Annotated in this window: 13 protein-coding genes; 6 read left to right on the top strand and 7 right to left on the bottom strand. The window is 41.4% G+C overall.

Going from position 1 to position 15,419, the window contains the following annotated elements:
- Positions 1-136: 136 nt before the first annotated feature.
- A complete protein-coding gene (locus ACH11B_RS24680; protein WP_377610915.1) occupies positions 137-2,416 on the bottom strand; it encodes a GH92 family glycosyl hydrolase in 2,280 nt (759 codons plus the stop codon).
- A 121-nt stretch (positions 2,417-2,537) separates the two neighbouring features.
- Positions 2,538-3,512 (bottom strand): helix-turn-helix domain-containing protein, encoded by a 975-nt coding sequence (locus tag ACH11B_RS24675; RefSeq protein WP_377610913.1) that lies wholly within the window; start codon positions 3,510-3,512, stop codon positions 2,538-2,540.
- A 73-nt stretch (positions 3,513-3,585) separates the two neighbouring features.
- On the opposite strand from ACH11B_RS24675, the gene ACH11B_RS24670 reads away from it, so the two are divergent.
- From ACH11B_RS24670 to ACH11B_RS24660, 3 genes are read left to right on the top strand one after another with little or no spacing between them, the layout of a single operon-like run.
- On the top strand, positions 3,586-3,987 hold the full coding sequence (locus tag ACH11B_RS24670; protein WP_377610911.1) for a hypothetical protein: 402 nt from the start codon (positions 3,586-3,588) through the stop codon (positions 3,985-3,987).
- Between the two features lie 5 nt (positions 3,988-3,992).
- On the top strand, positions 3,993-4,421 hold the full coding sequence (locus tag ACH11B_RS24665; protein ID WP_377610909.1) for a nuclear transport factor 2 family protein: 429 nt from the start codon (positions 3,993-3,995) through the stop codon (positions 4,419-4,421).
- 46 nt (positions 4,422-4,467) lie between these two features.
- Positions 4,468-4,827, top strand: a complete 360-nt coding sequence (locus ACH11B_RS24660; RefSeq protein ID WP_013667789.1) for a hypothetical protein — start codon at positions 4,468-4,470, stop codon at positions 4,825-4,827.
- 50 nt (positions 4,828-4,877) lie between these two features.
- Here ACH11B_RS24660 and ACH11B_RS24655 read toward each other — a convergent pair whose 3' ends face one another.
- The 3 genes from ACH11B_RS24655 to ACH11B_RS24645 form a co-directional block, all read right to left on the bottom strand.
- The gene (locus ACH11B_RS24655) at positions 4,878-7,190 is read right to left on the bottom strand and encodes a GH92 family glycosyl hydrolase (RefSeq protein ID WP_377477500.1); all 2,313 of its coding nucleotides are present in this window, start codon (positions 7,188-7,190) and stop codon (positions 4,878-4,880) included.
- 41 nt (positions 7,191-7,231) lie between these two features.
- Positions 7,232-8,164, bottom strand: a complete 933-nt coding sequence (locus tag ACH11B_RS24650) for an endonuclease/exonuclease/phosphatase family protein (protein ID WP_130858460.1) — start codon at positions 8,162-8,164, stop codon at positions 7,232-7,234.
- A gap of 254 nt (positions 8,165-8,418) precedes the next feature.
- Complete coding sequence (locus ACH11B_RS24645) at positions 8,419-9,453, bottom strand: LLM class flavin-dependent oxidoreductase (RefSeq protein ID WP_130858459.1); 1,035 nt, start codon at positions 9,451-9,453, stop codon at positions 8,419-8,421.
- A 201-nt stretch (positions 9,454-9,654) separates the two neighbouring features.
- Between ACH11B_RS24645 and ACH11B_RS24640 the strand changes: the two genes are divergently transcribed.
- On the top strand, positions 9,655-11,019 hold the full coding sequence (locus ACH11B_RS24640) for a sulfatase-like hydrolase/transferase (protein WP_130858458.1): 1,365 nt from the start codon (positions 9,655-9,657) through the stop codon (positions 11,017-11,019).
- 119 nt (positions 11,020-11,138) lie between these two features.
- On the opposite strand, the gene ACH11B_RS24635 is transcribed toward ACH11B_RS24640, so the two are convergent.
- Positions 11,139-11,609 (bottom strand): hypothetical protein, encoded by a 471-nt coding sequence (locus ACH11B_RS24635; RefSeq protein ID WP_130858457.1) that lies wholly within the window; start codon positions 11,607-11,609, stop codon positions 11,139-11,141.
- A gap of 155 nt (positions 11,610-11,764) precedes the next feature.
- Entirely contained in the window at positions 11,765-11,959 is a 195-nt protein-coding gene (locus ACH11B_RS24630; protein WP_013667783.1) for a hypothetical protein, read from the bottom strand.
- A gap of 469 nt (positions 11,960-12,428) precedes the next feature.
- Here ACH11B_RS24630 and ACH11B_RS24625 point away from each other — a divergent pair, with 469 nt between their 5' ends.
- Both ACH11B_RS24625 and ACH11B_RS24620 read left to right on the top strand, forming a co-directional pair.
- On the top strand, positions 12,429-13,922 hold the full coding sequence (locus ACH11B_RS24625; protein ID WP_130858456.1) for a gluconokinase: 1,494 nt from the start codon (positions 12,429-12,431) through the stop codon (positions 13,920-13,922).
- A gap of 239 nt (positions 13,923-14,161) precedes the next feature.
- Positions 14,162-15,415 carry an MFS transporter gene (locus ACH11B_RS24620; protein ID WP_377610907.1) on the top strand — a complete coding sequence of 418 codons (1,254 nt, stop codon included), beginning with the start codon at positions 14,162-14,164 and terminating at the stop codon, positions 15,413-15,415.
- Positions 15,416-15,419 lie beyond the last annotated feature (4 nt).

Below are 15,419 nucleotides of genomic sequence, written 5' to 3'. Positions count from 1 at the left end.
GTGATGATTAGTTAATGTGACGATTAGCTGATGGTTGAGTGGTTGAAACGTTGAGTAGAGAAGTGGTTAATGTGATAATGATGGCCTGCCTTTCAACAGGTAGGCCATCACTACGAGAGGCAAGCTTTTTTAATTTTTAATTTTTACTTTTTAATCTATCATTCATCTTAAACGATGGCGGAATGGCGTCATCTCCGGTGGCCCAGGTTTTGTTGGGATGTTTCCCCATAACCAGTTCAAGTTTACCGCCTTTCATCAAATCTTCATGGCTAAACCAGGATTTGTTCCAGGATACGCCATTGAGTTTTGCTGACTGGATGTATTTGTTGTCAGGTGAATAATTCTCGCAAACCACGCTGAATGTTTTACCCTCACCGATGTCCAGCGTGGCACTTTCGAAGGATGGACTTCCGATGACATACATGGGTAAACCGGGGGTGATGGGATAAAAGCCCAATTGGGAGAACACGACGAAAGAAGTAAGGCCTCCACCATCCTCATCACCTGGGATGCCCATCAAATCGTTGCGGAACCATTGCTGAAGTAATGTACGCACCCGTTTTTGCGAACGCCAGGGTTGTCCCGCATAATTGTATAGATAGGGGATATGCATGGCGGGTTCATTACCCATTGAAAATTGACCAACATTTCCACTATGATCCGCATAAATATGGTAAAAATCGGGTCTTCCTTTACCCAACGGCGTACTGAACATATCTTCCAAGGCATCAACAAATGCCTGTTTTCCGCCGATTAATTGTACGAGATCACCAATGTTATGAGGTACGTCGAAGCGATAAACATAACCGGTATTTTCATCATAAGCATCGCGGCCACCGATACCGGGAGGAAATCGGTAATCCATATGAGGCATAAAAACCCCAAAGGTATCTTTTGGATGGAAAAATTTTGTTTCAGGATTAAAGACTTTGCGATAGTTTAGGCTTCTTTCCGAAAAGTATTTGGCTTCATCCGTTTTTCCAAGCTTGCTAGCTATTTGCGATAAACACCATTCATCATATACTGTGCCGAGTGTTACCGCAATGGGTTGCCTGCGTTCCCAACTGTGCACTTCCGGTACGGTTTCCTTTTCGCCTGGTGCCAAGGAAGGAAAATAGCCGTGGTCTTTATAGAATTGATCCAGTACGCCTGCTGGTTTAGCCGACCAGGGAGCTAAGGTTTTCTCTGTGATGGCTGCCTTGGCTACCCGATAAGCTTCTTCCAAATTAAAATTCCGAAGCCCTTTATTATATGCGTCTGCAACCATCGCCACTGCATGATTGGAGTTCATCCTACGACTATCCCCCGTAACCTCGGGAAAATTAGGCATCCACGCGCGCGGCATTTGTTGCGTCATAACAATATAGGAATTAATCATGTTTGCCTCCATTTCCGGCTCAATCAATATGCGAAGTGGGTGGGTCGCCCGATAGGTGTCCCAGATCCAATCGTCGGTGTAAAAGGGTCTGCCTTTGTCGTCATGGACTTTACCATCGTAAGCACTGAAATATTTTCCATCTTCAGAAAGGCAGATCATCCTTTCGTAAGTCCGATACAAAGACGTATAGAAGACAGTTTTTGCATCCTCATCGGTGCCGGTAACTTTTATTTTGTTCAATGTCTGATTCCAAATGTCGCGCCCCCTTTTTGAAATCGTCGCTAAATCAAAATCCCTAATCTCCCTACGAAGATTTCTTTTTGCCTGCTCCGTACTGATAAAGGATACACCATAACGTAGCTTTATTTTAGTGGTGCCTTTAGGATATTGTACGATAAAATAGGCATCTTCGCCCTTTGTGCTTTTATCGTTTGTGCCGACCTTATCACCTTGATGTGTTCCAATAACAATAGGCTGCACATCCGTTTCCAAGTAGATATATACCTTGGTCTGTTTATCTAAATTCTGGTATCCACTAATATGCCGGTTGTCATGAGATAGTTCACCATTTCGGGTGTTGAAAATCAAATAGGTGTCTTTCTCCGGGTGATTGAAATGAAGCTCATAAATACCGGATTGATGCGAAGGAGCATATTGTACCGCAACATCCTGTTCATCAAGGTCTACACTATAGAAATAAGGTTTGATTACTTCATTGTCGTAGCTCAAGGGAAGTACATGCTTGATATCTTTTACCACTCCTTGAAAAGGACTTAAATTAAACGCGGAACTTCCCCGATGACTGGTTACAATAAGCGGTAAGCCCCTCAGTACGTTTCCCGTGAAATTTTCGCGCTCCGGATAGACACGCAAAAGACTGTTAGGTAAATGGACCGTCGGATAAGTTGGAACAAGCAGATGACTGATATTTCCGATATAAGGATTAATATAGTCGACCGGATCTTTTGCTGTTTGCGCAAAAAGTTTAGTCGCAAATACCACTGAAAGTAAAATGGTTAAAATAGTTGGTCGTTTCATGATTGTAAAGTGTTGACTATGTACTTTAAGCCAAAAGGTATAAACTTATTTGCCGTAAATATAAGCTTAGTATTTTGTTTTTGAAATTACTAATATGTTTTAGCAGTAATGAAAGAGATTTTTACAGTTGCCGTTTAATGGCACCGGGTGCTTGTCCATACCATTTTTTAAAACTGTGCAAGAAAGAGGCGGGTTCCGCATAGCCTAGTAGGTAGCCAATGTCAGCGATGGCATAGCCATCGTGTCGTAATAAAAGCAAAGCAAGTTCTTTATTTAAACTATCCGTCAGCATCCGGAAGCTTAATTGCTCTTTTGCTAAAATGCGCTGAAATGTACGCGGGCTGAGATTAAAATTTTCTGCAACCTGTTCTAACTTGGGAAGGGCCGGTGTAGCTAGATTCAGTGCCGCAATTTTTACTTTATTGGCAAAGGTCTCGTCATCCATTTTGATTCGCTCAATGAATTGTAAGTATTGAGGAACCAGGTAATCTAAACAATGCTTACGATAGCTTCTGATTGTCGACTTTAACACGATGTTCTCGAATTCGATTTCGTGGTGTTTCCCATAGGTGAAGTCTTCCGGATAGTGGCTGTCGTAATAGGGTGAGCGCGCCTGAATCTCGATACCTTTTACGCACATCATCCGAAGCTCTTTCATAATAATCGTTTGTACACACTCCAGTACGATCCGGCTAAGATGATTCGGGCCGTCTTTAATGGAAAGCTGAATCGTATATCTTCCTTGAGAAAGTCTGCTGTCTAGTTGGACAATGGGTAAAGTGGCGTCGACAAAGTTGCGTAAATAATACAGTCCTTCTTCTACACTGGTTGCTTGCAAAGATATCTGATAAATGAGGCCTAATGCGTTTAAGTTAAGGAAACTACCAACGCGCAGTCCAAGATACTCATCTTGTAATTGCAGTCTTACCTGATCAAGGATATCATAGAACAAATCGGTCGAAATAACGGTATGTCCATCATGCAGATGGGCAAATAGCGAGGTTGGTAAACGATCGTTATCTAGCAGGTTTTTTCCATGCTGACGGATAGATAAGTAATTAATAAAGGCCTGTAGATGTACCGCGAGGATTTGCATGTTGTTTTCAGATTGTCGCAAAATATCAATTTTTCCTTAGCAATGAAAGATAATTTTGATAAAAAAAACAGCTATGGAAAGATTAAAAAAAGTAATGTTTGTGAATGCGCTAAGCTCAGGTGCAACGGGTTTGTTACTAATTGTTTTATCCGAAAATATTGCCGAGCTTTTTAAAGTATCAAATGGGATTCCACTCGTTGCAGTGGGTGCCTTTTTAGTAGCTTTTGCCTGTTTGGTTTACTACGCGAGCCGTCGAAGTCAAGCAAAGCCACAAGCTGTAAAGCTCGTTATTACACTTGATATTATTTGGGTATTAGTCAGTGTCCTGATTTTGATAACCGATGCCTTTCGTCTGTCGCCTGTTGGGAATCTGGCAGTTAGTCTGGTAGCTATTTGGGTAGCACTCATGGCATATTTGCAGCATCGCTGTCTCCGAGATGGCTCATCAAATACAAAAAATTTAGTTAATACATAAAACATATGAAAACGATAGCAACTGCTCAAAGCGCGCAAACAAAAGATGTCGTATACAATTACATGGAGGCTTTGGCCAATAGAGATTTAACGAAAATCATGAGACTGTTTGCTGAATCGGTGGATTGGTATATTCCCGGTAATTTTAGTCGCGCTAGCTGGTTGGGTAAAAGGAGTGCCAAGTCAGAGATACGTATGTTTTTCGAGGATCTATGGTCGAATACGAAACCACTGACAGCCTCGATTCAGTATCTGTTTGTTGACGATGAAGTAGCGATTGTTGTAGGCGAATTCTCTACGAAAATGCTGCCTACTGATCAGGTCGTTGATTCACTTTTCTCTATTCTGATAAGAGTACAAGAAGGGCTGATAAGTCAATACCGCCTACTGGAAGATAGTTATGCTGTATCAGAGGCGCTTGGTGGCAGTAACTAAAACACTATTCAGCATTATGGGTTATATTATAATAATATGAACAGCTATGGAAAAATCAAGCAAGACAGTATCCTTATCTTTTGATGACTATAAAGATATGGCAGAACCATTGAAAATACCTGCTAATTTTGATTCAAATGCACCTGTGGTGGATCAGGTAATTTATACCTTAGGGTATATGATGGAGGGGACTGTGGAAGACATCGCCAATAAGTTGATCGAGTTCAATCCTTCCTTATCTATTGATGACGCAAAGCAATACAGCAATGATGTTTTGGTAAAACTTCACGAGCTGGCAAAGGTGAACACAATGCATGTAAAAGGTCAATTAAAATACCACTTACATAAGGAGGTTGTGTCTCATAGGGGACAAATAGATCCAGATGAGCTAGAATTGGAGCGATAGGAAACAAAACATCAAAGGAAGCCTACCTAGGAGACTTCCTTTGATGTTTCTTATTTCTCTAAGGTCTTTTCTATTTCCTTACTGAAAGAATAAGGTGCGTCGGTTGGTGCTATACCTCTTTCTTTGTTGGGTGTTTTTTCCATTTGATAGACAATATTCGCTCCACCCTGTAAATCACTGTGTAGAAAATAATTCTTACCATAAGCTTTACCGTTCAATTCAACGCGATTAATGTAGCGGTGATCGCTGCTGTTCCTAGGTGCCTTAATGGTTACTTGCTTACCATTCTCTAAATGCAGTTTAACCACCTTAAATAAAGGTGAACCAATAACGTATTGGTCGGTTCCAGGACATACCGGATAAAATCCGAGCGCTGAGAAGACATACCAAGCGGAAGTCTGACCATTGTCTTCATCTCCACAATAGCCGTCCGGACCAGCGGCATAAAGCTTATCCATAACCTCCCGAGCCCAATACTGTGTTTTCCATGGCTCAGCTGCATAGTTATATAAGTAGATCATATGCTGAATCGGTTGGTTTCCATGAGCATACTGCCCCATATTCATCACTTGCATTTCCCGCATTTCATGTATCATGGAGCGGCTTTTCATACCTTCAGCGCCTGGAATAATAAAAACCGAGTCGAGCATTTTGGTAAAAGCGCCATTACCGCCCATTAGGTCAATCAAGCCCTGCGGGTCATGGAAGACCGACCAGCTGTAATGCCAACTATTTCCTTCCGTAAAATCTCGGCTCCAATCAGTGCCCTTAAATGCGCCGGAAAAACTGCCATCCGCTTTTCGGCCACGCATCAGCTTGTAGTGGATGTCGAACACATTTTTATAATTCATGGCCCTTTTTGCATAGATGGCTATTTCTTTTTGCGGCTTGTTAAGTTTTTTTCCTAAGGTATAGATTGCCCAGTCGTCATACGCATATTCCAGGGTACGGGCAACGTTCTGATTAATGTCTAGATCATTGGGGATATAGCCGTATTGATTGTATTCTTGATAACCTTTACGTCCGGATGCGGAGACTGTGGGGTGCACGTTATTAGCGCCATGTTTTAATGCCTCCCATAGGGTTTCGATGTCATAACCCTTTAGACCTTTAATATAGGCATCTGCTACTACAGAAGCGGAGTTGTTGCCTACCATAATGTCGCGGTGTCCCGGACTGGCCCATTCGGGTAAGAAACCACTCTCTTTATAGGCATTTACCAACCCTTCCTGCATTTTCACATTCATTGAAGGATATAAGAGATTAAGGAATGGAAATAAAGAACGGAAGGTGTCCCAAAATCCGGTATCCGTAAACATATAGCCTGGCAAAACCTTTCCATTGTATGGACTATAATGAACGATTTTCCCTTCGGCGTTTATTTCATAAAAGCTCCTTGGGAAGAGAACCGAACGGTACAGACAAGAGTAAAAAGTACGTAGGTTATTGATGTTTTCATCGGCAATTTCAATCTTACCGAGCGTTTTGTTCCATACCTCTTTTCCCCTTGATGCAAGTTGATCAAAATTGTCGGCACCCAGTTCTTTCAGGTTGATAGCCGCCTGTTCAAAGCTTATGAAAGAGGAAGCAACCCGTGCATGTACTTGTTCGCCTTTAGCGGTAGCAAAACCAATAATAGCCCCGCTATGATCTGCTTGTACTTCCAAAGGTTTCTCTTGAATGCGCTTTTGATCAACCGTTGCCTGATAAGTAAAATCCTTATCGAAAACAATAACGAAATAATTTTTGAAGTTGTCGGGCACTCCGCCACTGTTGCGTGTGGTGTACCCGATTATTTTGCGTTCCTCGGGTATAACCTTAACATAAGAGCCTTTATCAAAAGCGTCGATAGTTACATAGGCGTTTTTCGTTTCAGGGAATGTGAACCGAAACATGGCCGCCCTTTCGGTCGGCGTAATTTCGGTGACCACATCGTGATCCGCTAAATACACCTTATAATAATAAGGCTTTGCGATCTCCGCTTTATGGGAAAACCAACTGGCACGCTCGTCTTCGTCGAATACCGGTTTGTCCGTTAATGGCATCAAGGAGAATTGTCCATAGTCGTTCATCCAAGGACTTGGTTGATGAGTCTGTTTAAAACCCTTTATCTTGTCAGCTGTATAGGTGTAAACCCATCCATCGCCCATTTTACCGGTTTGCGGAACCCAAAAGTTCATGCCCCAGGGCAGAGCAATGGCGGGATAGGTATTGCCGGTAGAGAGCTCGAATTTGGATTGCGTACCAACCAATGTGTTCACATATGAAACAGGATCAGTGTTTTCTTGGCCCATAATGAATGTGCGCGTAAAGAGCAGGGCTGTAACAATAAAAGTCGTTTTAAAGTGGGCTTTCAATTTCATTTTTTAGTTTTTTCAGATAGCACAAATAGTAGAGGAGAAGATTAAGGCATGTCAAGACTGATCATGACCGGAAAATGATCTGAAGGTACACGTGCACGATGATCTGTTAACCGCACTTCTTTAGGGAAATTACCCGATTGATAGGCATCTTGCGGATTTTGTAGCATCGAGCGATAAGTGTCGGTCAGAATGCCATATTTATGAACTTTAAAGTCTGTTGTTAAGAAAATGTGATCGATGCGACTGTCCGTTTTACTATTTGGATTGAAGTTATTGAAAGTGCCGTTCGTTACGTATCTGAAAGGAGCCGCCTCAAAAGCATCTTGTAAAATATGAGATTGCTCCAATACTTGATAACTGTCGCTATGCTGATCGACGTTAAAGTCGCCGGTAAGAATGGCGGTGTGATTTCCTGCCAATTCTTTGACCTTACTCAGAATAAGTTTCGCACTTTCCTTTCTGGCAGTCGTACCCACATGATCAAAATGCACGTTAAAAAAGTAGAGCGTTTTCCCATTTGCTTTTACTTGCAGCTTGGCCCAGCTACAAATCCGAGGAAGAACAGCGTCCCAGCCCTTATTAGGATAGTCTGTTTGCGTGGAAAGCCAAAAATCTCCGTGATCTAGCAAATCAAATTTTTCCATATTATAAAATATCGCGGAGTATTCGCCTGCCTGCTTTCCGTCATCACGTCCTACACCGGTATAGTTATAATTAGGTAAGCTGCTTTTCAGGTCTTCCAGTTGATGATATAAGCCTTCCTGTGTGCCAAAGATATCAAATTCATGAAACCGAATTAAGTCGGCGATAATGGGATAACGTTGTTTCCAGCCATCGCCACGTGCAGCATCCTCTTTGTTATTATCATTTCGAATATTATAAGTAGCCACGTAAAAACGTTGTGCAAATAGAGAAGAGGAGAGTAAGCTAAGACAGATTAGCAAAAGCAAGCTTTTTTTCTTTAGTAAATACATTGATCGTTTGTTTTAGTTTTAATAAAGCTAAATTGATTTAGCGTAATCAGTGTTTTAGTTACCGAATTTGAAAATGGAGAAAGACGGGAACGGCTACCTGGTTATACTAAGTCAATGGCTCCTACAAAACTAAGCTTTTTGGCGCGAAAATAAAGTTTACTATGTATTTTTGTCTTTACATGTTGTTTAAGCACAATCGGAATTTTTCAGGCATTGTTTCAGCTTACGTAAACGATCTTTAGCCTGAGTAAGTTTTATTTACCCAGCGCTTTTCGCACTGCCGGTGCTACTTTGGTACCTAACAATTCAATGGTTGTCATCAATTCTTTATGCGGAGGGGCACCCACATCGGCATGTAGCAGAAAGCGGGTCAAGCCAAAAAGTTCCTGATGATAAAGTATTTTATCCACCACCTGATTGACATCGCCGATAAAAAGGGCACCATCACGGCTTCGGCCACCTTCAAACTGCTCTTTTGTATACGGTGCCCAGCCGCGGTCTTTCCCGATGCGATTCATTTGCTCAGCATATAAAGGGAAATAACGATCGGCTAGCTCTTGACCATGCGTGCCAATCAGTCCATGTGAATGCGTAGCGATCCGCATTTTTGCCGGATCATGACCAGCCTTTATGTATTCCTGTTTATACAATTCAAAAAAAGGTTTAAATTGTATCGGCATGCCACCGATAATGGCGATGATTAATGGCAGTCCTAACCGACCTGCTCTCATGACCGATTGAGGAGTACCTCCAACGGCAACCCAAATATCCAAGCCCTTTCCGGTAGCGCGGGGTAGTACCTGTTGTTCTTCCAAAGGTGCGCGGAATCGGCCTTTCCAAGTAATCACTTCGTTTTTATTAATAGCAAGTAAGAGATCTAATTTTTCCGCAAACAGACCATTGTAATCGCCTAGGTTATATCCAAACAGAGGGAAGGATTCGGTGAAACTACCTCGTCCGACTGTAATTTCGGCCCGACCGTTTGATATCAAATCCACACTGGAAAAATTCTGATAGGTGCGGACAGGATCCGTTGAACTGAGTACCGTTACCGAACTGGTCAGTTTAATCTGTTTAGTCATACCAGCTGCCGCAGCCAGTATAATCTCCGGACTGGAAACAGCGAAATCAGGGCGGTGGTGCTCGCCAATGCCGAAAACATCTAGTCCGACTTCATCTGCCAATTTTATTTCTTCCAGTATCTCTTTTATCCGCTCCTGAGCGGATTGAAAGGTCTTTGTATCGTGATTATACGATAAATCGCCAAACATGCTTAAGCCTAATTCCATAGTAATTTTTCGTAATTTCCTAAACGTAATCGCCTTAAGGGTACCCTTTGTAAGGTATTGCCATCATTAAGGGCTTTACTGTTAATTGTAATCAAAGGTAAGAACTCGTTTATTGTCTGTTCTTGATGTAGGATAATAAGTTTTATAGATTCTTGCAAAAATGATTGGGTCTTAACGACTGAATCTATAATTTTACAGCCTATGTGGATAAAAAAAATAATTCTTACAGCCTTATATTGTTTTTACCTGTTCGGTTCCGGAAGCGCGCAAGAGCGTCCCAATATTATTCTTGTATTGGCCGATGATATGGGATACTCCGATTTAGGTTGTTATGGTAGCCCTAGCATATCGACCCCTTTTTTGGATTCAATGGCTGCTAATGGGGTTCGTGCTACCGATTTCATGGTGACGAGTCCTTCCTGTACGCCTTCACGTGCATCCTTATTGACCGGACGTTATGCTTCTCGTTATAATCTTCCGGATCCGATAGGCCCTGGATCAACATTAGGGCTGCCGGACGAAGAAATAACCATTGCCGAGATGTTAAAAGAAGTGGGGTATCGCACCGCTTTAGTAGGAAAATGGCACCTAGGAGATAAGCATGATTTCAACTATCCAACGGGGCAGGGCTTTGATTCATTTTTTGGCATGTTGTATAGCCATGATTATCGCGATCCCTACGTGAAAACAGATACGACAATTAAAATTTTTCGAAACCGAAAGCCTGCGATACAAGGTCCCGCCGATTCTAATTTAAGTCGGATTTACAGCGAAGAAGTTATCCGTTTTATTAAAGAACAAAGGAAAGATCAACCCTTTTTTCTATACTACGCCCATAATATGCCTCACTTACCGGTCGCTTTAGCTGCCGAAGCCGATCGGATGAAAGCGTTGCACTTTGGAGGAGCCTTGGGTGCTGTTGTAGAAGATTTGGATAAGCAGCTGGCTTTGATGTGGAAAACATTGGAAGAGCAAGGATTGGCCGATAATACCATGTTGATTTTTTCCAGTGATAACGGACCATGGATTGAGTATCCTATTAGAATGAGTGGCGACGGTGTTACAAAAAATTGGCATGTGGGCACTGCGGGCATGTTCAAGGGGTCTAAAGCACAGACTTATGAGGGCGGGGTACGTGTGCCGTTTATTGTTTACTGGAAAGGACGCACACCAAAAGGAGCCGTACTGCGAAGTGCGATTAGCAACGTAGATGTATTACCTACTTTAGCTGAATTGACGGATGCCTCATTACCTAAAGCACGCGAATTGGATGGGCAATCAATCGCCCCATTGCTCATGGGAAAAGCTAAAGATCTGGATTTTGAACACCGTCCTATTTACTTGGTTAATCATGGCAACGTGGAAGCAGTAAGAAGTGGTAGTTGGAAATATCGGGAGTTGCCAGCTGGCATAAATAATAATTCAGGAAAAGCTTATCCTGCAGCCAAAGAGCTTTTTAATGTTTCCTATGACCCGAGTGAGCGAACCAATGTTATCGACGAATTCCCTGAAAAAGCAAAAGAGCTAAAAAAGTTGTTTGATGCTTTCAACGCAACATCCAAATAGAAATTAAGTAGCGCGCCGGTAGCAGAAGAAGGGGCTGTCTTCTGTGTTGGAAAACAGGCCCCTATATTCAGGTACGATTTTCTTTTCTAGCAATAGGTAGTGTAGGGTCAATAGAAATATTACTTCGCGTATTTACTTTCGAAATCGTTCGAAGCTTTGTTGACGTCATTAGCAGCGGTTTCGAAGGCGTTATTAATATTTTCTAGCAATTGTTGTTCGGTTTGAGGGTCTTCTTTTTTATTGGCGCGTATATCAATTAGCTTCGGATAATCGTCGGTTACAATTTTTTGATAAGCTTTCAAGCCGCTTAATATCCCTTTTTGAAGCACTTCGTCACCATTAAAATCGCCCGCTTTTTCTACTTTTGCAATCTGCTCACTTAAACTTGTTTCCCAAGCTTTTCTTACCTCTGATGCTTTGCTGTAATCGGCAGCAGTCATGGCAGCGTTCATGTCGTTAATATGCTTTTCGTTGTCATTAATTACGGTCATTAATTCATTGTTATACGCCGCAGGATCTTTTGGTTGACTGCAATTATAAGCGGTCAGTAAACATAAGATCATAGATAAACCGATAAATACTTTTTTCATGGAAATTCTTTTAAGATAAATACTTTTTTAGAGCAAAGATAATTTCGCATTTAGTACGTGTAAATCGCTGTTTTTAGGGGTTTTTAAGGAAGCAATGAGCTTAAAGCGAGATGGTCAGCTTGTTGCTATTCTTCTCTCAGACCAGCGACCGAATTTTATCGAAGATCTTTTAACTGCTTTAATACTTCATCCACTGTTTGTGAAATGGTTACTTTATTTCCATTGACTAAGTTTAGTATGGTTTGTTGTGTGGGTGTGGGGTTTTCTAAGGGATAAAACGAAAAAATCTGATCAATATGTATCCATTCAGTCAATCCTGTTGGATGCATTATTTTGATAAATCTTGTCATATGCGAAAAAACGATGTTTGAATGCAGGAAAAAATAAAGATATGAAATTTTATTTAGCTAATGTGAGAATCTGGCGATGTTTCGGTGTTTTCATGGTTTTTTGTTTGCTTGTTTTTATCGAAAAGAAGTGTAGTTGGCGATAAATAGTTTTTTTTCTCTGTTATTGAAGTGATTTTGTGTTTCTCGCAACGTTAGTTCTAAGTAAATACTTGACAGACTGCTGCTGTTGTGATATACGTAATTTTTTGATTGTCCGATGAGAAAAATATGCTTCTTATTTCCGGGAGGAAATAAGAGATTGCTGAATATTGCAATGTAAAGAGCACGCAATTTCGGAAAATCCATTATGTGTAATATTTTCTGCTATAAAACTCTTCGAATAAAGGACTAACCACTATATTTATATTTTACAATTTTCTCTTCTTAATGGAGAGATAAAATCATTTTAAAGCTGAGGAGCTTACTTCATATGGAATATATTATAGCCGTGGATATTGGAACTACGAGTACAAAGGCTTTGGCTTTTAATTTACAAGGGCAGGTGATAACCGAACACCGCATGTCCTATCCGGTTATTTCTCCTTTACCCACTTATAGTGAACAAGATCCCGAAGTCCTGTTCGAAGCCGTCATCAACTGTATCGCCGCAGTGCGTCAAGTTATGAATGGAAATCAGGCAGCGACGGCATTACGCGGTATCAGTTTCAGTAGTGCGATGCATGGCCTTATGGCCGTAGACTCAGCGGGAAGGCCGCTAACCAATTGTATTATCTGGGCGGACACCAGGAGTGAAGCATTTGCGACGCAATTAAAGGGCACATCTTTAGGCCACGATATATATTTGAAGACAGGTACACCTATTCATCCCATGTCGCCACTTTGCAAGCTTGGGTGGATGAAAGAAAACCAGGTTGATATTTTTAAGGCGGCATATAAATTTATCTCTATTAAGGAATACGTATTCTTTAAATTATTTGGAACCTATATCGTTGACGTATCCATAGCTTCTGCCACGGGATTATTGGAAACGGCTAAGCAGCAATGGTATAATCCTGCATTGTCGTTACTAGATCTTTCTGCCGAGCGTTTATCTTCATTAGTGCCGATTACGCATATTTCAAGAGGCCTAAACGCGCACTATGCCGATTTTATGAGGCTTCCGATCGATACTCCCTTTATTGTAGGTGGAAGTGATGGCTGTTTAGCCAATATAGGTGCACAAGCCATGGATGCAGGCGTTGCCTCTGTTACGATTGGAACCAGTGGGGCTATACGCGTGGTATCAGACAAACCGGCACGGGATGAAAAGGAACGGATTTTCAGCTACGTAATATCACCTGAAACCTATGTGCTGGGTGGGGCAGTGAATAACGGCGCCAATATTCTGCAGTGGTATCAGGAAGGTTTTGTGTCTTCAAATGGACAAGCGTTGGAGGAAACAATTCCCTTATTGACTCAACAAGCCGCTGCGATAAGCCCCGGATCCAATGGTTTGGTTTTCCTGCCTTATTTGACAGGCGAACGTGCTCCCCATTGGGACGCAAATGCAAAAGGCGTCTTCTTTGGTGTTCAAAAGCATCATAAACAAGCCCATTTTATTAGAGCCATGATGGAAGGTGTACTCTTTGGCTTGTACAGTGTGGCGCGGGCTTTGGAGGAGGCCTCCGGTTCTTTCCGTTGCATTTTCGTGAGCGGCGGTTTTGCCCGATCAAGTGATTGGGTACAAATGCTTGCAGATATATTCAACAAACAAGTATTTGTTCGAAAGACCATTGAAAGTTCAGCGATGGGAGCGACCATTGTTGGTATGAATGCATTACAATTAATCGATGGCTTTTCTATTTATAATGATCAAGATGTAACCATTTCTTCTTTTTTGCCAAAACAAGCGGACCATGAGGCTTATATGAATAATTTTAAAATTTTCGAGCGATTGTATATCAAATTAAAAGACGAATTTTAACGTAGTTCAGTATACTTGCGAGATAAGGAGCATTTAGTTAATTTTGCTCTCAATTAAAATTATAACCGATGAGGCTAATTTTTTCCGTTAGAATTGTTATGTATAGAGATAGGGCTTAATAAGAGCACTTCTTTAACACTTATCTTATTTCAGGACATCTCCTGGAACATTACTTTTATTTTAGATTCTGTTTAACATCCTTGAGTTCAATAGGTTCTTGAGGTATTAATCATTTTTTTATGGAAATCTCTTGGAAAAGAAAGTTTCTCGTTATCTGGACGGGTCAATTTATATCCTTATTAAGTAGTTCAGCAGTTAATTTTGCGGTTATCATTTGGTTGAGCATAGAAACGGGCTCCGCAGAGGTGTTAGCTTATGCGGCTATTGCCGGTCTTTTGCCACAAGCTCTTATAGGGCCCTTTGCCGGTGTCTTCATCGATCGGTGGGACCGAAAAAAGACGATGATTTTTGCAGACGGCTTTATAAGCATTTGCACCATCGTTATGTCCTTACTTTTTTATGCAGGTCATTTTGAGTTAATATATATCTATTTGTTGTTGGGACTCCGCTCGGCTGGGTCTGCTTTTCATATGCCAGCCATGCAAGCGTCTGTGCCTTTGTTGGCACCTGAATCGCAGCTATTACGTATAGCGGGTATTAATCAAATTATCCAATCTGTTTCCAATATTGCGGGACCCGCATTGGGCGCATTTGCCATCGGTCTTTTAGATATTGGTCATGTTCTTTTACTCGATGTTGTTGGCGCTTTTATTGCAATTTTGTCGTTACTGTTTATACGTATTCCAAATCCAGCTCAACAAATATTAGATAAAGCAAGTATTGAACAAGTAGGACGGGATATCGTGATTGGGGTCCGTGCCGTTACAAAGAATAGAGGACTATCTTATTTGTTTCTTTTTTCCATTTTAGCCACGTTTTGCATTATGCCGGTAGCCGTCCTTTTTCCGTTGTTGACATTACAGCATTTTGGAGGTGGCAAATTTGAAATGAGCTTAATTGAAGTCGTATGGGGAATAGGAATGTTAGTGGGAGGCGGGTTATTAGGGGTTTTTAAACCCAATGCCAGTAAAGTTATTTTAATTAACTACATGCACATACTGTTGGGCCTTTCTTTAGCTATTTCCGGTATGTTACCGATGAACGGTTTTATTTTCTTTGCAATTTTAACCGCCATTGGCGGTGTCGCCGCCTCTATTTATAACGCGAGTTTTACGACGATTATTCAAGAGGAAATTGATCCCGCTATGATGGGAAGGGTATTTTCCATGTTCTATAGTATTGCGATATTACCCTCCGTCATCGGTTTGTTGAGCACGGGGTTTATAGCTGATTATATTGGAATCGGCCGCACGTTTTTTATATTAGGCGGAGCAATTGTATTAATAGGTTTGATTTCTTTTACGGTATCTCCGTTGATGGCACTTGGACGCCGGAAAGAACGATCGGAAGTTGAACAGGATGAAATAAATTAACAAA

The organism is Olivibacter sp. EAT-5 (genome assembly GCF_044784325.1).
GTDB classification, from domain to species: domain Bacteria; phylum Bacteroidota; class Bacteroidia; order Sphingobacteriales; family Sphingobacteriaceae; genus Olivibacter; species Olivibacter oleidegradans.
This window is presented reverse-complemented; position numbering and strand designations above follow the sequence as displayed.

Excerpts from the sequence above, each read along its gene's own strand:
- ACH11B_RS24680 (WP_377610915.1), bottom strand. The coding sequence starts at position 2,416 with ATGAAACGACCAACTATTTTAACCATTTTACTTTCAGTGGTATTTGCG.
- ACH11B_RS24675 (WP_377610913.1), bottom strand. The coding sequence starts at position 3,512 with ATGCAAATCCTCGCGGTACATCTACAGGCCTTTATTAATTACTTATCT.
- ACH11B_RS24670 (WP_377610911.1), top strand. The coding sequence starts at position 3,586 with ATGGAAAGATTAAAAAAAGTAATGTTTGTGAATGCGCTAAGCTCAGGT.
- ACH11B_RS24665 (WP_377610909.1), top strand. The coding sequence starts at position 3,993 with ATGAAAACGATAGCAACTGCTCAAAGCGCGCAAACAAAAGATGTCGTA.
- ACH11B_RS24660 (WP_013667789.1), top strand. The coding sequence starts at position 4,468 with ATGGAAAAATCAAGCAAGACAGTATCCTTATCTTTTGATGACTATAAA.
- ACH11B_RS24655 (WP_377477500.1), bottom strand. The coding sequence starts at position 7,190 with ATGAAATTGAAAGCCCACTTTAAAACGACTTTTATTGTTACAGCCCTG.
- ACH11B_RS24650 (WP_130858460.1), bottom strand. The coding sequence starts at position 8,164 with ATGTATTTACTAAAGAAAAAAAGCTTGCTTTTGCTAATCTGTCTTAGC.
- ACH11B_RS24645 (WP_130858459.1), bottom strand. The coding sequence starts at position 9,453 with ATGGAATTAGGCTTAAGCATGTTTGGCGATTTATCGTATAATCACGAT.
- ACH11B_RS24640 (WP_130858458.1), top strand. The coding sequence starts at position 9,655 with ATGTGGATAAAAAAAATAATTCTTACAGCCTTATATTGTTTTTACCTG.
- ACH11B_RS24635 (WP_130858457.1), bottom strand. The coding sequence starts at position 11,609 with ATGAAAAAAGTATTTATCGGTTTATCTATGATCTTATGTTTACTGACC.
- ACH11B_RS24630 (WP_013667783.1), bottom strand. The coding sequence starts at position 11,959 with ATGACAAGATTTATCAAAATAATGCATCCAACAGGATTGACTGAATGG.
- ACH11B_RS24625 (WP_130858456.1), top strand. The coding sequence starts at position 12,429 with ATGGAATATATTATAGCCGTGGATATTGGAACTACGAGTACAAAGGCT.
- ACH11B_RS24620 (WP_377610907.1), top strand. The coding sequence starts at position 14,162 with ATGGAAATCTCTTGGAAAAGAAAGTTTCTCGTTATCTGGACGGGTCAA.